This is a genomic window from Bradyrhizobium sp. AUGA SZCCT0283 (genome assembly GCF_018130385.1).
GTDB lineage: Bacteria > Pseudomonadota > Alphaproteobacteria > Rhizobiales > Xanthobacteraceae > Bradyrhizobium.
Genome location: NZ_JAFCLU010000013.1, coordinates 1 through 19,065, shown reverse-complemented (window position 1 = coordinate 19,065; position 19,065 = coordinate 1). Strand labels below are relative to the sequence as shown.

Annotated in this window: 16 protein-coding genes and 1 pseudogene; 2 read left to right on the top strand and 15 right to left on the bottom strand. The window is 64.4% G+C overall.

Annotated elements, in window-relative coordinates; translation table 11 throughout:
* From JQ624_RS19005 to JQ624_RS18995, 3 genes are all read right to left on the bottom strand, one after another.
* Entirely contained in the window at positions 1-891 is an 891-nt protein-coding gene (locus JQ624_RS19005; protein WP_212420435.1) for an ABC transporter permease, read from the bottom strand.
* Complete coding sequence (locus JQ624_RS19000; protein ID WP_212420434.1) at positions 888-1,838, bottom strand: ABC transporter permease; 951 nt, start codon at positions 1,836-1,838, stop codon at positions 888-890. The genes JQ624_RS19005 and JQ624_RS19000 overlap by 4 nt, the downstream gene beginning before the upstream one ends.
* Before the next feature lie 68 nt (positions 1,839-1,906).
* Positions 1,907-3,337, bottom strand: a complete 1,431-nt coding sequence (locus tag JQ624_RS18995) for an amidase (RefSeq protein ID WP_212420433.1) — start codon at positions 3,335-3,337, stop codon at positions 1,907-1,909.
* Between the two features lie 104 nt (positions 3,338-3,441).
* Between JQ624_RS18995 and JQ624_RS18990 the strand changes: the two genes are divergently transcribed.
* On the top strand, positions 3,442-4,329 hold the full coding sequence (locus tag JQ624_RS18990) for a LysR family transcriptional regulator (protein WP_212420588.1): 888 nt from the start codon (positions 3,442-3,444) through the stop codon (positions 4,327-4,329).
* Positions 4,330-4,384: 55 nt separating this feature from the next.
* Here JQ624_RS18990 and JQ624_RS18985 read toward each other — a convergent pair.
* The 12 genes and pseudogenes from JQ624_RS18985 to ytfQ all read right to left on the bottom strand — a co-directional run.
* A pseudogene (locus tag JQ624_RS18985) lies at positions 4,385-4,657 on the bottom strand (pyridoxamine 5'-phosphate oxidase family protein); the annotation flags it as partial.
* A gap of 13 nt (positions 4,658-4,670) precedes the next feature.
* Complete coding sequence (mmsB, locus tag JQ624_RS18980) at positions 4,671-5,852, bottom strand: multiple monosaccharide ABC transporter permease (protein WP_212420432.1); 1,182 nt, start codon at positions 5,850-5,852, stop codon at positions 4,671-4,673.
* Entirely contained in the window at positions 5,849-7,411 is a 1,563-nt protein-coding gene (mmsA, locus tag JQ624_RS18975; protein WP_212420431.1) for a multiple monosaccharide ABC transporter ATP-binding protein, read from the bottom strand. The genes mmsB and mmsA overlap by 4 nt, the downstream gene beginning before the upstream one ends.
* An 89-nt stretch (positions 7,412-7,500) precedes the next feature.
* Entirely contained in the window at positions 7,501-8,574 is a 1,074-nt protein-coding gene (gene chvE / locus JQ624_RS18970; protein ID WP_283816933.1) for a multiple monosaccharide ABC transporter substrate-binding protein, read from the bottom strand.
* Between the two features lie 113 nt (positions 8,575-8,687).
* Positions 8,688-9,572: an SMP-30/gluconolactonase/LRE family protein gene (locus JQ624_RS18965; protein ID WP_212420585.1), complete on the bottom strand. Its 885-nt coding sequence runs from the start codon at positions 9,570-9,572 to the stop codon at positions 8,688-8,690.
* A gap of 14 nt (positions 9,573-9,586) precedes the next feature.
* Positions 9,587-10,726, bottom strand: coding sequence for an aldose epimerase family protein (locus JQ624_RS18960; protein WP_212420430.1), 1,140 nt, complete (start codon positions 10,724-10,726; stop codon positions 9,587-9,589).
* The gene (locus tag JQ624_RS18955) at positions 10,723-11,655 is read right to left on the bottom strand and encodes a Gfo/Idh/MocA family protein (RefSeq protein WP_212420429.1); all 933 of its coding nucleotides are present in this window, start codon (positions 11,653-11,655) and stop codon (positions 10,723-10,725) included. The genes JQ624_RS18960 and JQ624_RS18955 overlap by 4 nt, the downstream gene beginning before the upstream one ends.
* The gene (locus JQ624_RS18950) at positions 11,652-12,431 is read right to left on the bottom strand and encodes a FadR/GntR family transcriptional regulator (protein WP_212420428.1); all 780 of its coding nucleotides are present in this window, start codon (positions 12,429-12,431) and stop codon (positions 11,652-11,654) included. The genes JQ624_RS18955 and JQ624_RS18950 overlap by 4 nt, the downstream gene beginning before the upstream one ends.
* Positions 12,428-13,411, bottom strand: a complete 984-nt coding sequence (yjfF, locus tag JQ624_RS18945; RefSeq protein ID WP_212420427.1) for a galactofuranose ABC transporter, permease protein YjfF — start codon at positions 13,409-13,411, stop codon at positions 12,428-12,430. The genes JQ624_RS18950 and yjfF overlap by 4 nt, the downstream gene beginning before the upstream one ends.
* On the bottom strand, positions 13,408-14,418 hold the full coding sequence (locus tag JQ624_RS18940) for an ABC transporter permease (protein ID WP_212420584.1): 1,011 nt from the start codon (positions 14,416-14,418) through the stop codon (positions 13,408-13,410). The genes yjfF and JQ624_RS18940 overlap by 4 nt, the downstream gene beginning before the upstream one ends.
* Positions 14,418-15,962, bottom strand: a complete 1,545-nt coding sequence (locus JQ624_RS18935) for a sugar ABC transporter ATP-binding protein (protein ID WP_212420426.1) — start codon at positions 15,960-15,962, stop codon at positions 14,418-14,420. The genes JQ624_RS18940 and JQ624_RS18935 overlap by 1 nt, the downstream gene beginning before the upstream one ends.
* Before the next feature lie 136 nt (positions 15,963-16,098).
* Positions 16,099-17,064: a galactofuranose ABC transporter, galactofuranose-binding protein YtfQ gene (ytfQ, locus tag JQ624_RS18930; RefSeq protein WP_212420425.1), complete on the bottom strand. Its 966-nt coding sequence runs from the start codon at positions 17,062-17,064 to the stop codon at positions 16,099-16,101.
* A gap of 326 nt (positions 17,065-17,390) precedes the next feature.
* On the opposite strand from ytfQ, the gene garD reads away from it, so the two are divergent.
* A complete protein-coding gene (gene garD, locus JQ624_RS18925; RefSeq protein WP_212420583.1) occupies positions 17,391-18,926 on the top strand; it encodes a galactarate dehydratase in 1,536 nt (511 codons plus the stop codon).
* Positions 18,927-19,065 lie beyond the last annotated feature (139 nt).

The window sequence follows — 19,065 nt, the reverse complement described above, 5'->3', positions numbered from 1 at the left end:
TCAACGCTCCCGCGCCAGCCGGGGATCGAGCAGATCGCGCAACCCGTCTCCGAGCAGATTGAGGCCAAGCACGGCGACTGCGATCGCAGCGCCCGGATAAACCGCGAGCATCGGCGACTGGAACAGCAGCGTCTGTGCGTCGTTCAGCATGCGGCCCCAGGACGGTTGCGGCGGCTGCGTGCCGAGCCCGAGATAGGACAACGCCGCTTCGGCCAGGATCGCGAGTGCGAACTGGATCGTCCCCTGCACGATCAGGATCGGCAGGACGTTCGGCAGCACGTGCTCGATGGTGATGCGGAAGCCACCCTTGCCGGAGGCGCGCGCGGCCAGCACGAACTCCCGCGCCCAGATCGCATTGGCCGATCCACGGGTTAGACGAACGAGGGTTGGAATTTGGAAGATGCCGATTGCGATGATCGAAGTCACCATGCCCGGGCCGGCGACGGCCGCCAGCATGATCGCCGAGAGCACCGCGGGAAACGCGAAGGTGAAGTCGCTCATCCGCATGATGAGCTCTTCGGTCCAGCCCTTGCGCGCGGCGGCGATCAGCCCGAGACACACCCCGAAAGTAAGGCCGATCCCGACGGCTATGACGCCGACCATGATGGTGGAGCGAGCACCTACCAGCAGCAACGAGACGATATCGCGGCCGAGCACGTCGGTGCCGAGCCAGTGCGCGGCCGACGGTGGCCGCAGCTTGGCGGCCACGTCGATCTCATAGGCTGACCACGGCGTCCAGACCAGCGACAGCAAGGCGGCACAGAGCACCATCAGGCTGAGCGTGCCGCCCGCGACAAAGCTGCGATGGCGCAGCGCGCGGCGCCAGAAGCCGCTCGCGGCCTGCGGACGCGCGGTCCCAGCCTCGGCCAAAGCGCTCAGCGGGGGGCTCATAGGTTGTGTACCTTGATGCGCGGATCGATGAAGGCATAGAGCACATCGACCACGAAGTTGACGATGACGACGATGGCCGCCAGCAGCATCACGCAGTTGCGCACCACGATCAGGTCACGATTGGCGATCGACTGGAAGATCAGCCGGCCGAGACCCGGCAGATAGAACACGTTCTCGATCACGATCGTGCCCGCCAGCAGATTGGCGAATTGCAGGCCCATCACGGTCATGACAGGGATCATCGCATTGCGCAGCACATGCCGCCACAATACGTCGCGCTTGCTCAAGCCCTTGGCGCGCGCGGTGCGAACGAAATCCTCGCGCAGCACCTCGAGCACCGCCGAGCGCGTCACGCGCGCGAGGATCGCCGCCTGCACCACCGATAGCGAGATCGCGGGCAACAGCAGCGACTTGAATCCGGCAATGATGCTTTCGTCCCAGCCCGCAAATCCGCCGGCCGAAAGCCATTGCAGCTTCACCGAAAACAGTAGGATCAGCAGGATCGCGAACCAGAAGTTGGGAAGCGCTATGCCGAACTGCGTCAGCGACATCACGCCCACATCTCCGAGCTTGTTGTGATTTGCCGCCGTATAGATGCCGGCAGCCAGGGCCAGCACCGCCGTCATGGACATGGACATGATCGCCAACGGAATTGTCAGCGTGAGGCGCTCCGCGATCAATCCTGCAACGGGCGTGCCATAGGCATAGCTGTTGCCGAGATCGCCCGTCAGCAGCCCCTTGATCCAATGGACGTAGCGATAGTGCAGCGGTTGATCCAACCCGAGCTTGACCATCAGCGCCCGGACTGCATCGGGCGAGGCATCCGCGCCCATCAGCATCTGCGCAGCATTGCCAGGCAAGGCATCCAGAACAAGAAAGATGATCAGCGACGCGCCGACGAGCGTCGCGATCAGCGTCAGAAAGCGGCGGAAAATGAAGACGCTCAAGTCCCGATTCCCTTGTAAGCAGCCAGTCCCTTGTCAGCGATCAAGTGTGATGGCAGCCGCATTTTCGCTTAGCTGGCCAGGTTCGGCCAGCGGCCGAGAAGATCTTGCGAGGCCTCAAACAGCGCGCTGACGCGCAGCAATTCGACGTCTCCACGGAACTGCCCGACCAACTGGATGCCGATCGGCAGGCCGTCCGTATCGAAGCCGCAGGGCAGACTGACGGCGGGATGACCGGTCATGTTGAACGGCATTGTCCAGGGAAACCAGCTCGGCCGCACGTCGCTGAATACCCGCCCGTCGATTTCTATCGTGCCGAACAGGTCCTGGTCGATCGGAAGCGCGGTTCGGGTGATGGTTGGCATCGCGAGAATATCGACCCTCTGCAACAATGTCTGAACGCGCCGGAACAGCGCCGCACGGTCAAACATCGCCCGCTGATAGTCAACACCGCTGACCTTCGTGGCCAGCGCCAGTTGCTTCATGAACGTCTCGCTCAGCTCGCCGCCATGATCGGCCGCAAGCTTCTCGAACCGCGCGCGCCAGACGGTGTGATTGATGGCGCGCCAGATCGGCTCCACCTCAAATCCGTCAGCGGACATTTCCTCGACCTCGGCCCCGAGGGCCTCCAGCCTGGCAAGCGCGACCTTGAATGCAGCGACGACATCGGCCGCAACCGGCCGGCCGAGCGGCGCGAGGCAGAATGCAATCCTGCGCCCGCGCAGATCGCCGTTTGGCGCCGATCCTTCGACAAAATTCCATTGCGAAAATCCGATCGACCACGGATCGGACGCGTCTTCTCCCGATATCGCCTGCATCATCAAGGCGGTGTCTGCGACGGTGCGCGTCATCGGGGTCACGTAGGTCTGGTTGCCGAACGCATCCTGCACCTGACTGTGGGGAATAACGCCGTTGCTTTGCTTCAGCCCGACCACCCCGTTGCAGGCCGCCGGAATCCGCGTCGAGCCGCCGCCATCTGTCGCGATGGCAAGCGGCGCGATGCCGCTGGCAACCGCAACCGCCGCCCCCCCGCTTGAACCACCGCTCGAGCGCGCGCCACTCCAGGCATTGCGTGTGCGGCCGAACAGCGGCGAATCCGTCAGGCACTTGGTGCCGAACTCCGGCGTCGTGGTCTTGCCTATAAGGATGGCACCCGCTGCCCGCATTCGCGCCACGGCGACCGCATCATGGTCAGGAACGTTGTCCTTGTAGGGGATCGCCCCGAAAGTCGTTCGCACCCCCTTGGTGTTGATAATATCTTTCACGGTGAACGGAATGCCGTGAAGCAGGCCGAGCTGCCCCCCGGCCATGACTTCACGCTCCGCCTTCCTCGCTTCGGCCATCGCCTGATCGCCGCACAGCGTGATGAAGCAGTTCAATTCGGGCTGCATTCGCTCGGCACGCGCAAGAACGGCACGCGTAATCTCGACCGGTGAAACATCCTTGCGGACAATCCGCGCGCGAAGTTCAGTGGCAGGCAGGAAGCACAATTCATCGCTCATCGCGCTAAAGTCCCCAGGGTCGCATGACGCAAGGATGACATCCAGATTGACTCTCCGTCCAATACCATCGCACAACTCACCCATACGAGTTCGGTATGGCAAAAATGGACCTCCGGCGTCTCCGCTATTTCGTTGCCGTCGCAGAAGAGCGCAGCGTTGGCCGGGCGGCCGTCCGCCTGCGCATGGCGCAGCCGCCATTATCGGTCCAGATCCGCAAACTGGAATCGGAAGTAGGAACCCCGCTGTTTCGCCGCGGCACGCGGGGAATGGAGCTGACGGCGGCCGGTCGCGCCTTGCTGTCGCGCGCGCGTGAAGCGCTGGCCCTGACGGCTGAAGGCTTCGAGGCAGCCCGCGCGGTGGCGGCGGGGCGGCGGGGAAGATTGTCGGTCGGCTACATGTTCGCGCTGGCCCACGCCGTGTTGCCGAGGCTCGTTCCGGAACTCCGAAGGTCCCTTCCCAAGGTCGATCTGGAGTTCATCGAACTGAGCGCATCGACGCGTGAGGCGCGGCTGCTGGATCACAGCGTGACTGTCGCGCTGTGCATGCCCGCCATTCGCCACAGCGAGATTGAGGTCTCCACGATCGGAAAGCAGCGATTGATGCTGGCCATGCCGGCCGGTTCGCAGCTGGCGCGCGCGGCGGCCGTGCCGGTGAGAAAGCTGCAGGGCCGCCCGCTGATCAGTTTGCCCGGGCCTGCCGAGGATCCAGCGACCTCCGTTGTGACATCGCTGCTCCGGCGGCATCAGGTCAGCATGCCGGTCGCGAACCGGGTCGAGACGGCGCATTCGGCGCTCAGCCTCGTCCTTGCCGGAGAGGGCATGGCGATCCTTCCCGCCTGCGCCCAGCTCGGATGCCCGACCGGTGTCGTGTTCAGGCCCTTTCTCGACGCCGACGATGCCATCGACGTCGCGGTTTGCTGGCGCCGGGATTCTCTCAATCCGCTGGTCCGGAACTTTCTCAAATGCGCAGAAAAGGTGATCCGCCAGGCCTGACACCATCGGCTGCCAGATCGCGATGCGATATCAGCGCATCACCACATCGTCTGCCGCGCGCGCACTGGAAGTAAACCTCCTCCACTGTCATGACGATGACGGTGCGCGGCGCCTTGCCCTCCATCTTGAACGAGGCGAGCAGATCCAGCTCGGCCGAGACATGCGCGCGGCCGTTGATGCGCAGCGTGCTGCCGGAGCCCGGCATGAGAAACAACAGCGCCCCCCTCGGACCGCGCACGATGTTGCGCAGCGAGTCGCAGCGGTTGTTGCCGAGGCGATCCGGCATCATCAGCGTCCTCTCGTCGTGGATGCGAACGAAGCCCGGCAGAGCCGCCGGTGCCCTATCGGCGCTGGTTATAGACGTCGAGGCAGACGGCGCCGAGCAGCACCAGCCCCTTGATCACCTGCTGGTAATCGATGCCGATGCCGAGGATAGACATGCCGTTGTTCATGACCCCCATGATCATGGCCCCGATCACCGCGCCGCCGACCCGGCCGACACCGCCATAGGCGGATGCGCCGCCGATAAAGCAGGCCGCGATGACATCGAGCTCGAAGCCGGCGCCGGCCTTTGGCGTCGCCGTATTGAGCCGCGCGGCGAACACGAGGCCGGCGAGTGCGGCCAGCACCCCCATGTTGACGAAGGTCAGAAACGTCAGCCGTTCGGTCTTGATGCCGGACAGGCTTGCTGCCCTGGCGTTACCGCCGATGGCATAGATGTGGCGGCCGATCACGGTGCGGGTGGTGACGAAGCCATAGAGCGCGATCAGCGCCGTCATGATCACCAGCACGTTGGGCAGGCCGCGATGCGAGGCGATCAGGCCGGCGAAGAACACGATCGCGGCGAACAGCACCGTGCTCTTGGCGACGAAGAAGCCAAAGGGCTCGACCTCGATGCCGTGCGAGGCCTGCCGCGCCCGGCTCTTGGCGCTGGTATAGACCAAAGCCACCGCCAGTACGGCACCGATCAACAGCGAGGTGGGATAGAGCGTGCCGGCGCCGGGAAACAGTTCCGGAATGAAGCCCGAGGACAGTTTCTGGAAGGTCGGTGGGAACGGTCCGACCGACTGGCCTGCCAGGATCGCGAGCGCAAGCCCCTTGAATACCAGCATGCCCGCCAGCGTCACGATGAAGGACGGGATCTTGAAGTAGGCAACCCAATAGCCTTGCGCGGCGCCGATCAGCGCGCCAACCAGCAGGCAGGCGACGAAGGCCAGCGGATAGGCAATGTGATAGCGCACCATCAGCACCGCGGCGACGGCGCCGACGAAGCCCGCGACCGAGCCGACCGACAGGTCGATATGACCGGTAACGATGATCAAGAGCATGCCGAGCGCCATGATCACGATGTAGCTGTTCTGCAGCACCAGATTGGTCAGGTTGAGCGGCTGCAGCAGGGTGCCGTCGGTCATGACCTGGAAGAACAGCATGATCGCAAACAGCGACAGCAGCATGCCGTAACTGCGCAAATTGTTCTTGATGAAACCGGTGTGCCCGGGCAGCGCAACTGCCTTGTCGGTCATGGCCGCAAATCTCCCTGAAGTACCTTCTTGTCCATTTCCTTGTTGCGCATGATGGCGCGCATGATCCTTTCCTGGGTGGCCTCGGCGGCGGCGAATTCCCCGACAAAGGCGCCATCATTCATCACGCAGATGCGGTCGCAGACGCCGAGCAGTTCCGGCATTTCCGACGAGATCATCACCACCCCCTTGCCCGCCTCGGCAAGCTCGTTGATGATACAATAGATTTCGTATTTTGCCCCGACATCGATGCCGCGCGTAGGCTCGTCGAGGATTAACACTTTCGGATCGGTCATCAGCCATTTCGACAGCACCACCTTCTGCTGGTTGCCGCCGGAGAGTTGGCCGGTCTCCTGATAAACATCGGAACAGCGGATCCGCATCCGGTTGCGATAGTCGCTTGCAACGCGCAATTCGGACATGTCATCGATGATGCCCTGCCGCGCCACGCGGCCGAGGCTTGCCAGCGTGATGTTCTTGCGGACGTCGCTGTCCAGGATCAGGCCAAGCTGCTTGCGATCCTCGGTGACGTAAGCGAGGCCGGCATCGATTGCCGCCGCCACACTCGACAGGTTGACTTCCCTTCCATCGAGCCAGACACGTCCGCTGATCCGGTCTCCCCAGGCACGGCCGAACAGGCTCATGGCGAATTCGGTACGGCCGGCCCCCATCAGCCCGGCGATCCCGACCACCTCGCCGCGCCGGACCTCGAAATCCACGCCCTTGATCACACGGCGTTCCCGATGTTGCGGGTGATACACCGTCCAGTCCTGGACGGCGAAGACCGGTGTCCCGATCGTGGCCGTGCGTTGCGGAAAGCGATGGGCAAGGTCGCGGTCGACCATGCTGCGGATGATCCGGTCCTCTTCCACCGGCTCGGCCCGGCAATCGATGCTGTCGACCGTGCGGCCGTCGCGCAGCACCGTGATCCGGTCGGCGACGCGGGCCACCTCCGACAATTTGTGCGAGATCAGGATCGAGGCGATGCCCTGGGCGCGGAACGCAAGCAGGCGATCCAGCAATGCAGCGCTGTCGTTCTCGTTCAGACTGGCGGTCGGCTCGTCGAGGATCAATAGTCGCACACGCTTGGACAAGGCCTTGGCGATTTCAACCAATTGCTGCTTGCCGACGCCGAGGTCCGTCACCAGCGTATCGGGCATCTCGGTGAGGCCGACCTGGGCGAGCAGTTCCTGGGTCCGGCGGTAGACCGTATCGCGGTCGATCACGCCAAGACGCGACGGCGGATGCGACAGGAAGATGTTCTCCGCGATCGACATCAAAGGAATCAGCGCCAGTTCCTGGTGGATGATGATGATGCCGAGCGCTTCGGAATCATTGACGTCACGAAAGCGCCGCTCCTCGCCGTCGAAGATGATGCTGCCCTCATAATCGCCGTAGGGATAGACGCCGCTGAGAACCTTCATCAGGGTCGACTTACCGGCGCCATTTTCGCCGACCAGCGCATGGATCTGTCCCGCCTCCACCGTAAAGTTCACATCGCGCAGGGCCTGCACGCCGGAAAAACTCTTGCTTACGCCGCGCATTTCGAGAATTGCGGTCATCGCGCCATCACATCCATTGTCTGTCTATCTCGCTGCGGTCGCATACAGGCAGGTGGCGGCGCCGGTGATCGCCGGCGCCGCCGTTCCGTTCAGTCGAACTGCGAACGCTTGTAGTAGCCGCCGTCGATCAGCACCTTCTCCCAGTTGCTCTTGTCGACGACGACAGGCTTCAGGAGATAGGAGGGTACCACCTTGACGCCGTTGTTGTAGGTCTTGGTGTCGTTGACGGTCACTTCCTTGCCGCTGAGGGCGGCGTCCACCATGTCGGCGGTGACGCGGGCGAGATCGCGGGTATCCTTGAAGATGGTCGAATACTGCTCACCGCGCTGCATCGACTTGATCGACGGCACCTCGGCATCCTGGCCGCTGACGACCGGCATCGGCATGTTGCCGCTGCCATAGCCGACGCCCTTCAGCGAAGAGAGAATGCCGATGGACAGGCCGTCATAGGGAGAGAGCACCGCATCGACCCGCTTGCGGCCGTAGAATGCGCTCAGGAGGTTGTCCATGCGTGCCTGGGCGGTGGCGCCGTCCCAGCGCAGGGTCGAAACCTTGTCCATGCCCTTCTGGCCGCTGCCGATCACCAGCTTGCCGCTGTCGATATAGGGCTGCAGCACCGACATCGAGCCATTGTAGAAGAAGTAGGCGTTGTTGTCGTCCGGCGAGCCGCCGAACAATTCGATATTGAACGGCCCCTTGCCTTCCTTCAGCCCGAGCCCCTGCTCGATCGACTGCGCCTGCAGCACGCCGACCTGGAAATTGTCGAAAGTGGCGTAGTAGTCGACATTGGGCGTGTCACGGATCAATCGATCATAGGCGATGACCGTGATCCCCTTGGCCTTGGCCTGCTTCAGCACGTCCGACAGCGTGGTGCCGTCGATCGCCGCGATCACCAGCACCTTGGCGCCCTTGGTCACCATGTTCTCGACCTGCGAGAGCTGATTCGGAATGTCGTCCTCGGCATATTGCAGGTCGGTGCCGTAGCCGCGCTCCTTCAGGATTTTGACGATGTTGTTGCCATCGTCGATCCAGCGTGCCGACGATTTGGTCGGCATGGCGATGCCGACGGTTCCCTTGCTCTGGGCGTAAGCGCCGGTCACCGCCGCTGCGGCCATAGTTGCTGCCAGCGCAACGGCCGACAATGTAGTCTTCAGATTAGTCATGCTTCACTCCCTTTGATCATCGAGGATCTATGGTTCCTGGATCGTCAGACCGCTGAATGCGGCTCTTGAAACTCAGTCATTCTGCGCGTTTGCGCGCGCCTCGTCTTCCTCCATCAACCCGTTGCAAGTTTTACGTCTGGTTCAGGACGGCCGTGCGCGGCAACATCGAGCACGAAGGTGCGGCCATGATCGGGATCAGCGCGTTTCGCATCCTCCGCCATCCCCTGCCAGGCCGAGGTAACGAGCAGGCGTGAGAAATCCTGCCCGACAAAGGCAGGACAACTCGCCTGCCGTGCCGGGACGCGCAGCGTGCGCAGATGCTCGCCTTGCGGGCTGTAAACATCGATGCAGCCGCCGCCCCAGCGCGCATTCCAGATCAATCCGTCGGCATCGACCACCGCGCCGTCGATGCCGCCGTCACCCCGCCGGGTCACCAGCGCGGCGGGCGTGCCGCGCGGCAGGCCGGTCGCCGCGTCGAGATCGACGCGGAACAGCACGTTCTTCCCTGTGTCGGCGAAATACCCGATAGTCCCGTCCGGCGAGAAGCAGATCGCGTTCGGGATCGTGATCTGGTCATAAAGGCGCGACAGCTCACCGCGATGCAGCGCATAGATGGCGCCCAGCCCCCGCTCGGCCTGACGGCCCATGGTGCCGATCCAGAAGGTGCCGGACGGATGAACCCTTGCATCGTTCGAACGCGTCGCGGCATTGTCGACTTCGAGCGGACGGAACAGTGTCATCCTCCCGTCCGCCGGCTCGCGGATATAGAGGCCATCGTCGGCGACGAGGAGCTGTCGATGCGCGTCGATCCGCCCAAGCGCGCTCCCCATCACATCGAGCGAATGGATGGTGATCCGCCCGGTGTCGAGCCGCGCCTCGAACAGCCGGCGTTCGACGATGTCAAACCACCAGGCCGTTTCGGTGGTCGCGTCGTAGGTTGGTCCCTCGCCAAGATGGCACCGTTCGCCACAGAGAACGTTCGTCGGTACCTCTTCCATTTCGCAGCCGCCGCTCATCGCCCCGCTCCCTCAGGCAACTCTACCGCGGATTGTGTCTCGATTGCGCCCTGGATCGCATGCGTGAAGCGGTACAGTGTGGTGTGGCGATAGACCTCGCCCGGGGAAAGCCGTGCGGTCGGGAAGTCAGGCCGATTGGGCGTATTGGGCCACGCGTGCGGCTCGAGGCAGACGGCGTCGGACTGCCGGTAAAGGCGGCCACCCTTTCCGCCGGTGGAGCCATCGAGAAAGTTTCCGGAATAGACCTGCAGGCCGGGCTGGTTGGTGAACAGTTCGAGCACGCGACCGGACGCAGGCTCAGCCAGCCGCGCGGCAAAGCGAGGTTCGCCGCTTGCCGGGCCGAGACAGAAATTGTGATCGTAGCCGCGGCCAACGCGGAGCTGCGGATGGTCGTTGCGAATCCGCGCGCCGACCTCGACGCCCGCGCGGAAGTCGAATGGCGTATCGGTCACCGCGCAGGCCGGCTGCGGCAGCGGGATCGCGCCGGCATCGATGGCAAGAAAATGATCCGCCGCCACGGTGAGGTGGTGATCGAGAATATTCCGGCCCGAGCACGCACCGGCCAGGTTGAAAAAGCTGTGGTTGGTAAGGTTGACGACGGTGGGGCGATCGGTCCGCGCTGTCATGTCGAGCCGGAGCTCCATCGGTCCGGCAAGGCGCCAGGTCACCTCCACGTCCAGCGTGCCGGGAAACCCCTCCTCGCCATCGGCGCTGGTATATGCGAGCGTCACGGCCGGATGGTCCCCGTCCTCGATCGCGACAATCCGCCAGTTGCGGCGATCAAACCCCTCCAGCCCGCCATGCAACGCATTGACCCCGTTATTTGCCGCGAGTTGCACCTCGGTCCCGTCGAGCATGAAGCGCGCGCCGGCGATGCGGTTGGCATAGCGGCCGACGGTTGCGCCGAAGAACTGCCGGCGGGCGAGATATCCCTCGAACGTCTCATGACCGAGCACGATGTCGTCGCGGCGACCGGCGGCATCCGGCACCAGCAATGCCTGCAGCGACGCGCCATAGGTCATGATGCGCGCTTCCAGTCCATCTGCAGCCTGCAAGGTCACGCGCTCGACTTCGGTGCCGTCGGGTAGCAGTCCGAAGGTGGAACGCGCGACATGAGGAATGGAAGACACGTTCATGCCGCCTCCTCGAATGGCTCCACCGTACGGCGTCGTCCCAGCAGGAACGCGTCGGCGACGAGCTGGAGCGGCGCGAGATCGACGTCGGACTCGCCGGTTGCGGCCAGTTCGCGGAAGCGGTGATAGAGCCCGGCATATTCGGCGTCCGCGGCATCGACGAGTTGCTTGCCCCCTGCCCGCAACCTTGCCCCGCCCATGGACAGGGTGACCGGGCCACCATCCGTGTCGAGATCGATGTCCCAGCTCTGCGGGCCGGTCTGGCGGAAGTCGAATTCGGCTGTGATCTTCAGCCCCTGCGCATCGCTGAGCGCAAGCGTAGCGGCGATCGGCGCGTCGCGATTGGCAGGGAACGCAAGATCCGCCGACGTCACGAACAATGGCTGCGGCAGGATGCGCGTCAGGATCGAAAGCGCGTTGATGCCGGGGTCGAACACGCCGAGCCCGCCCGCCTCAAAGATCCAGGCCTGTCCGGGATGCCAAACCCGCACGTCTTCCTTCCAGGCAATTCTGACTGATGTGACCTGCCGGCCGGCCAGCAATTGCCGCGCCGGCTCGACGGCGGGTGCGAACCGCGAGTGCCACGTGGCGAACAGCGTGCGTTGCGCGGCCCTCGCAGCGGTCACCAGCGGATTGATTTCAGCTACTGTGGCTCCCGGCGGCTTTTCCAGCATCACATGCTTGCCGGCGGCAAGCGCCATCGCCGCCTGTGCGTGGCGAACCTGCGGCGGGGTGCACAGCGCCACCGCGTCGATCGGCGGGCCGTCGCGCAGCAGTTCATCGAGCGTCGCCGCATGCGGCACGCCGGGAAGCGAGGCATTGCGGCTTGCAACGGCAACCAGCTCCACGCCGTCGGTCGCGGCGATCGCCGGCACATGCTGGTCGCGCGCGATCTTGCCGAAGCCGACGATGGCGACGCGAAGCGGACTCATGATTGCTCTCCAGACTCGACTGCCGTGGGGGCCGCAGGCGCAGCGCCGGATGATGCCGGCGTTCCCTCATGACGGCGCAATCCATTGTGGATCACCTCGATCATGGCGGCGCTGGCTGCCTCGGCATCGCCGCTCTCGATCGCATCGACAATGCGCTGGTGCCACGACAGCACCGTCTCGCGGTCCTGCGTTTCGACCGGCGCGCTGAGCAGGAACGAAGCGCGCAACGCCGCCTCGATGACGTTGCCGATCGAACGCATGAACAGATTGCCGGAGGCGTTGGCGACGGCCAGGTGCAGGGCAAGATCGCCATCGGCAAAACCAACGGAGTCGGAGGCCTCCGCCCGCATTCGCGCCATGCTCCGGCGCAGTTCTGCGATGTCGGCCTCCGAGCGCCGGCCAGCCGCGAGCGCCGCGGCGCGCGGTTCGACCGCGAGCCGGATTTCGGCAAGATCGTTGAGAAAGCGCCGGTCGATGCCGGCATCGAGATGCCAGGCCAATACGTCGGCGTCGAACATGTTCCAGGCGCCGCGCTCGCGCACCACGGTGCCGACCCGCGCCTTGGTGGTGAGCAGACCTTTCGCAACCAGGGTCTTGACGCTCTCGCGCAACACCGGCCGCGATACGCCGAACATCGCCGTGAGTTCGGCATCGCCGGGAAGGCGTCCGCCTTCGGCGTAACGGCCGGCGATGATGTCGACGCCGATGCTGCGGGCAACCTCGGCGTGGTTGGAATGCGCGCGCCGCGTCGGGATGACGACAAGCCGGGACGTCATGATGTGAGGACTCCTGCCTTACGAGGGCCGGCGCGGCGGGCGATGCCCAGCATGGCCTGTTGCAGGGCAATGAAAGCGAAAAGAAGAACACCGGTCACGATCTTGGTCCACCAGCTCGACAAGGTTCCATCGAAATTGATGTAGGTCTGGATCAGACCCTGAATCAGCACGCCGAGCAACGTGCCGACCACCGACCCCTGGCCGCCGGTCAGCAGGGTGCCGCCGATCACCACGGCCGCGATGGAATCGAGTTCGACGCCGACGGCCGACAGCGAGTAGCCCGCCGCGGTGTAGAAGGAGAACACAATGCCGGCGAGCCCGGCAAGGACGCTCGACAGCATGTAGATGCGCACCGTCATCGATCCGACCGGTATGCCCATCAGGGCCGTGGTCGCACGGCTGCCGCCGAGCGCATAGACGTTGGCCCCGAAGCGGGTGAAATGCAGCAGCACGGCTCCCGCCGCGACCACCGCGAGCATGATGAGGGCGATGGCGGTGAGCCGGCCTCCCCCGGGCAGCCGCAGTGCGAAATCCGACACCGTCGAATAGAGCGGCGCCGATATCGGCGTCGATTCCGTCGACATCAGAAAACTGGCGCCGCGGGCGAGGAACATGCCCGCCAGCGTGACGATGAAAGGCGGCATGTCGAAGAAATGGATGATGGCGCCCATGGCCGCGCCAAAGGCGGCGCACAGCAAGAGGATCGCGGCGAAGGCGATCAGCGGCGGCACGCCGAGGCGCTCGATCGCCAGCGCGACGAACACGGTGGTGAAGCCGATCACCGAACCGACCGACAGGTCGATCCCTCCGGAAATGATCACGAAGGTCATGCCGGTGGCGACGATACCGAGAAAGGCGTTGTCGGTCAGCAGATTGGCGGCCACCCGGGTGGAAGCGAAATTGGGAAACTGCACCGTACAGAGCGCAAATCCGACGACGAAAACAATGGCCGTGATCGCGGCTGGCGGCAGACCCCTCATTGGCGGGCCCTCCCCAGCACGGCCCCGGCATCGGCGAAGCGCGGCGACTGCAGCAGCAGAACGATCAGCACGACGGCCGCTTTCACCACGAGATTGAACTCCGGCGGATAACCCGACAGCAGGATACCCGTGTTCATGGCCTGGATGATCAGCGCGCCGACCATCGCCAGCACCAGGCTGAAACGCCCGCCGAACAGCGAGGTGCCGCCGATCACCACCGCCAGGATGGCGTCGAGCTCGAGCCAGAGCCCGGCATTGTTGGCATCCGCCCCCATGATGTCGGCGGCAGCAATGACGCCGGCGAGCGCCGCGCACAGGCCGCACCAGACATAGACCGCGAGGATCATGCCGCGCGTGCCGATCCCCGCCAGTTCGCTCGCCCGTGCATTGCCGCCGGTCGCCTCGATCAGCAGGCCGAGCGCCGAGCCACGAACCACCGCACCGGTGACGATCAGCATGCCGAGCACGACCGCCACCGGCGCCGGCACGCCGAGCACGGCGCCGTTTCCGAGCCAGACCAGGTCGGGTGCGGTGAAGGTGACGATCCGCCCCTCGGTAATAAGCTGCGCGACGCCGCGGCCGGCCACCATCAGGATCAAGGTGGCGACGATCGGCTGGATGCCGAGCACCGCAACGAGAAAGCCGTTCCACAGCCCGCATAACAGCCCGGTGCCGAGGGCTGCGGCGAGCGCCAGCGGTAGGCCGTGGGCATCGGCAAGGCTGGCGGCAATCGCGCCTGATATCGCCATGACCGCGCCTACCGATAGATCGATGCCCCGCGTGGCGATGACCAGCACCATGCCCAGCGCCAGCAGCGCGACCGGTGCGCCGCGGTTCAAGACGTCGATCAGGCTGCCGAACAGCCGCCCGTCCTGCATCCGCAGATCGAAGAATTGCGGCGAGACGGCGCGGTCGACCGCAAGGATCACCAGCAAGGCGACGATCTGGGCAAGGCCACGGCCTTGCAGCAGTCTTTGCAGCAGACTTGTTTGCAGCAGGCTTGGCATCATGATGGCCCGGCTTCCGCTCCGGCGGTGCCGGCGAGAGCAATCGCCGCAAGAATATTGGAGACGTCGATGGCCTCCCCTTCCAGCTCATCGACATGGGCGCGATCGCGCAGCACGATCACCCGGTCCGAATAGGTCACGATCTCATCGAGCTCGGAAGAAATCACCAGCAGCGCCAGGCCGTCGTCGCACAATTCGCGGATCAGGCGGATGATCTCGGCGTGGGCGCCGACGTCGATGCCACGGGTCGGCTCGTCCAGCACCAGAAGGCGCGGCGCGGTGGCGAGCCAGCGGGCGAGCAGCACTTTCTGCTGGTTGCCGCCGGACAACAACCCGATCGGCCGCTCCGGCTCCGGCGGGCGGATGTCGAGCAGCTGGATGAAACGCATCGCGATCTCCTCCTGCTCGGAGCGAGACAGGGGTTTGGCGAGGCCGCGTCTGGCCTGCAGCGCCAGCACGATGTTTTCGCGCACGGTGAGATCGGCAATGATGCCCTCGGTCTTGCGCTCTTCGGGGCAATAACCGAAGCCATGGGCGACGGCATCACGCGGCGATTGCAGCCGGACCGGCTTGCCGTCGACGCTGGCGCTGCCGCTGTCGGCGCGCTCGGCGCCAAACACCAGCCGCGCGGTTTCGGTGCGCCCCGAACCTAGCAGGCCCGCCAGCCCAACCACCTCGCCGCGGCGAAGCGCGAGATTGAACGGCGCGACATAGCCGGCCTTGCCATAGCCCTCGAAGCGCGCGCAGATCTCGCCGACCTGCCGCACCTGCGCCGCCGCGCGCTCACTGGTCGTCTCGGCAAGCTCGCGGCCGAGCATCATGCGGATCAATTCGATCCGCGGAAGCTCGGCGGTCGCCCGCTCGCCGATCAGCCGGCCGTTGCGCAGGACCGTGATGCGGTCGCAGATCTCATAGACCTGATCGAGAAAATGCGTGACGAAGACGACGCCGATGCCGCGCAGCGCGAGCTTGCGCATGACAGCGAAAAGGATCTCGACCTCGTGGCGATCGAGGCTCGCGGTCGGCTCGTCGAGGATCAGCACCCGCGCCGACTGGTCGACAGCGCGCGCGATCGCGGCGATGTGTTGAACCGCGACCGAATAGTTTCCGAGGGGTTCGGCGACGTCGATATGCAGATCGAACTCCGCAAGCAGTTCGGTGGCGCAGCGGCGCATCTCGGCCTCGCGCACCAGCCCGAACCGCGTCGGCTGCCTGCCGAGATAGAGGTTTTGCGCCACCGACAGGTTCAGGAGCAGATTGACCTCCTGATAGACGGTCGCGATCCCTGCATCGACCGCGGCCTTGGCCGAGCGCGGCGCGACCTCGGCACCACCGAGCCTGACGATACCGGCGTCGCGCGGGAAGACGCCGGTCACCGCCTTGATCAAAGTGGACTTGCCCGCGCCGTTCTCGCCGAGCAGCGCGTGAATTTCGCCGGCCCGCAAGGTGAAATCCACCTCCTGCAGGGCGCGCAGCGTGCCAAAACTCTTGCTCAGGCCGCGCACTTCCAACAAAGCGGGGCCAGGGTCGGAATTTGCATTCATGCCGGCATCACTCCCACCGACGTTCGCGTCAACGCGAACGCCCGGCATGTTCGCCTCGTGAGGCGGATTCGTCGAGAAGGCTTTTGCCGCCGGGCCCCGGGGCTGGCTTGAGACCCGGCGGCGTGGCGCCGGCTGATCAGTAGCCGAGGCCCTTCTTGCTGTCGTAGATCTTCTGCGGATCGTCAGCGGCCGTGTAGAGCTTCGACTCCGTCTGGATCCACTTCGGCGGCACCGTTCCCTTCGCCTTGAAGGCCATGATGGCGTCCAGCGCCGGACCTGCCATGTTCGGCGTCAGCTCCACGGTGGCATTGGCTTCGCCGGCAGCGATCGCCTTGAAGATATCGGGCACCGCATCGATCGACACCGTCAGGATGTCCTTGCCCGGCTTCAGGCCGGCTTCCTTCATCGCCTGGATCGCGCCGACCATCATGTCGTCGTTATGGGCGTAGACGGCGCAGATCGTCTTGCCGCCGCCTTCGGCCTTGATGAAGCTTTCCATCACTTCCTTGCCCTTGGCGCGGGTGAAGTCGCCGGTCTGGCTGCGCACCACCTTGAGATTGGCGTTCTTGGCGACGACGCTGTCAAAACCCTTCTTGCGGTTGGTCGCGACGCTCGCCCCGACCGTGCCCTGCAGTTCGACGACGTTGCATGCCTTGCCGGCCACGGCCTTCGCCAGCCATTCGCCGGCGACGGCGCCTTCGTGCACGCTGTCCGAGGTGACGGCGGTGAGATAGAGCTCCTTGCCCGAGGGATCGATGTCGCGATCGAGCAGCACGACCGGAATCTTGGCTTCCTTGGCTTCCTTCAACACCGCGTCCCAGCCGCTCGACACGACAGGCGCGAGGAAGATGGCGTCGACCCCTTGCGCGATGAAGGAACGGATCGCCTTGATCTGGTTCTCCTGCTTCTGCTGGGCGTCGGCGATCTTGAGCGTGACCTTGCGCTTGGTGGCCTCCGATTTGGAGACTGACGTCTCCGCCGCCCGCCAGCCGGATTCAGAGCCGATCTGGGAAAAGCCGACGGTGAGTTCAGCGGCGGTTGCGGGAAGCGAAAGGGTGATGGCGACCAGCGCTGTGGCCACAAGGAAGGCTTTGGAGGTCATGAGGCGCATTCTCCCAAGAATGTTGTTCAGGTGCCTGCATCCCCGAAATCAGTATCAGGGCACCTTTTGAGCTGTCCATTGGCGGCAGCGCGGGCAATATTTCACGGAAGATTGGTTCTGACTAGTAATATTATTTGACTATTGATTCCAGCCAGCACCCCTCGTCGGCGTAGGATTAATTCCCCATACAACCGGCGGCCGAGCTCATAACCGCCGGCTTCGTGTCCGAAGAGCCGGTTGGTCGCGTGAGCGGTTTGACCTTGATTGCCTCGATCATGCGGCGCAGTTACGCGTTGCCTGATGCCGCCCGTGAACAAGGATTCGACATGCAGCCTGTCACCGCGAAACCGCTCTACATCCGCATGCACGCGGACGATAACGTCGCGATCGTCGCGAACCGCGGAGGCCTGCAGCCGGGTGCTGAGTTCGCGTGCGGTTTGCGGCTGGTCGAACAGATTCCGCAAGGCCACAAGGTTGCCCTCGAAGATATCGGACAGGGCGAAATCATTCGCCGCTATGGCGAGGTCATCGGTCGTGCCGCAGCGCCGATCGCTCGCGGCAGTTGGGTCAAGGAATCGCTGGTGAAGATGCCCGACGCGCCGTCGTTCGACAATCTGCCGACGCCGAACGGCGGCGCGATCAGGCTGCCGCCGCTGGAAGGCTATACGTTCGAAGGCTATCGCAATGCCGACGGTTCAGTCGGCACCCGCAACATCCTCGCGATCTCGACCAGCGTGCAATGCGTCGCCGGCACGGTCGAGTTCGCGCTGGACCGGATTCGCAAGGAGCTGTTGCCGAAATATCCCAACGTCGACGACGTGGTGGCGATCACGCATGCCTATGGCTGCGGGGTCGCGATCAACGCGCCGGGTGCCGCCGTGCCGATCCGCACACTGCAGAATCTTGCCCGCAATCCCAATTTCGGCGGCGAGGTGATGATCGTTGGGCTCGGTTGCGAGAAGCTTCAACCTGAACTGTTGCTGCCCGAGGGCATGAGCGCCGACGACGAAATCATGCGCATGCAGGACGAAGGCTTCACCGGCTTCGGCGAGATCGTCGAGGACATCGTGCAGATGGCCGACGCGCGCCTCAAGATATTGAACCAGCGCCGCCGCGAAACCTGCCCGGCGTCGGCACTGGTGGTCGGCATGCAATGCGGCGGCAGCGATGCGTTCTCGGGCGTGACCGCCAATCCGGCGCTGGGCTTTGCTGCTGATCTTCTGGTGCGCGCCGGCGCTACCGTGATGTTTTCCGAGGTCACGGAAGTGCGCGACGCCATCCATCTGCTGACGCCGCGCGCGGCGAATCAGGACGTTGCGGACGCGCTGGTGCGCGAGATGGCCTGGTATGACCGCTATCTCGCCGGCGGCGAGGCCGACCGCAGCGCCAACACCACGCCGGGCAACAAGAAGGGCGGCCTCTCCAACATCGTCGAAAAGGCGATGGGTTCGGTGATCAAGTCCGGCACCAGTCCGATTGCAGGCGTGCTCGCGCCGGGTGAGCGGGTAAGCCAAAAAGGGCTGATTTTTGCGGCAACGCCGGCAAGCGATTTTGTCTGCGGTACGTTGCAATTGGCCTCGGGCATGACGCTGCACGTCTTCACCACCGGCCGCGGCACGCCCTACGGGCTTGCCGCCGTGCCGGTCATCAAGGTCTCGACGCGCAGCGATTTGAAGCAACGCTGGCACGATTTGATCGACGTTGACGCCGGCAGCATCGCGACCGGCGATGCGACGATTGAGGACGTCGGCTGGGAACTCTTCCGTCTCATGCTTGACGTGGCGAGCGGCCGCGAGACCTGGGCCGAACACTGGAAGCTCACCAACTCGCTTGCGCTGTTCAATCCGGGCCCGGTGACATAACGACGGCCCGGTCGCCCCATCGTCGCGAGGCTGCCAGCGCAATGGCCCCAGCCGATACGTGACTAGTGGTTCATCATAGTGATTTTGACGTTTTGATACCGAGCCATTGGAGGATCGGCAAGCTTTCGGGCGGCACGAG

Bases quoted from the DNA above. Each gene is read 5' to 3' on its own strand.
- JQ624_RS19005 (WP_212420435.1), bottom strand. From the start codon at position 891: ATGAGCCCCCCGCTGAGCGCTTTGGCCGAGGCTGGGACCGCGCGTCCG.
- JQ624_RS18995 (WP_212420433.1), bottom strand. From the start codon at position 3,337: ATGAGCGATGAATTGTGCTTCCTGCCTGCCACTGAACTTCGCGCGCGG.
- JQ624_RS18990 (WP_212420588.1), top strand. From the start codon at position 3,442: ATGGACCTCCGGCGTCTCCGCTATTTCGTTGCCGTCGCAGAAGAGCGC.
- mmsB (WP_212420432.1), bottom strand. From the start codon at position 5,852: ATGACCGACAAGGCAGTTGCGCTGCCCGGGCACACCGGTTTCATCAAG.
- mmsA (WP_212420431.1), bottom strand. From the start codon at position 7,411: ATGACCGCAATTCTCGAAATGCGCGGCGTAAGCAAGAGTTTTTCCGGC.
- chvE (WP_283816933.1), bottom strand. From the start codon at position 8,574: ATGACTAATCTGAAGACTACATTGTCGGCCGTTGCGCTGGCAGCAACT.
- JQ624_RS18965 (WP_212420585.1), bottom strand. From the start codon at position 9,572: ATGGAAGAGGTACCGACGAACGTTCTCTGTGGCGAACGGTGCCATCTT.
- JQ624_RS18960 (WP_212420430.1), bottom strand. From the start codon at position 10,726: ATGAACGTGTCTTCCATTCCTCATGTCGCGCGTTCCACCTTCGGACTG.
- JQ624_RS18955 (WP_212420429.1), bottom strand. From the start codon at position 11,655: ATGAGTCCGCTTCGCGTCGCCATCGTCGGCTTCGGCAAGATCGCGCGC.
- JQ624_RS18950 (WP_212420428.1), bottom strand. From the start codon at position 12,431: ATGACGTCCCGGCTTGTCGTCATCCCGACGCGGCGCGCGCATTCCAAC.
- yjfF (WP_212420427.1), bottom strand. From the start codon at position 13,411: ATGAGGGGTCTGCCGCCAGCCGCGATCACGGCCATTGTTTTCGTCGTC.
- JQ624_RS18940 (WP_212420584.1), bottom strand. From the start codon at position 14,418: ATGCCAAGCCTGCTGCAAACAAGTCTGCTGCAAAGACTGCTGCAAGGC.
- JQ624_RS18935 (WP_212420426.1), bottom strand. From the start codon at position 15,962: ATGAATGCAAATTCCGACCCTGGCCCCGCTTTGTTGGAAGTGCGCGGC.
- ytfQ (WP_212420425.1), bottom strand. From the start codon at position 17,064: ATGACCTCCAAAGCCTTCCTTGTGGCCACAGCGCTGGTCGCCATCACC.
- garD (WP_212420583.1), top strand. From the start codon at position 17,391: ATGCAGCCTGTCACCGCGAAACCGCTCTACATCCGCATGCACGCGGAC.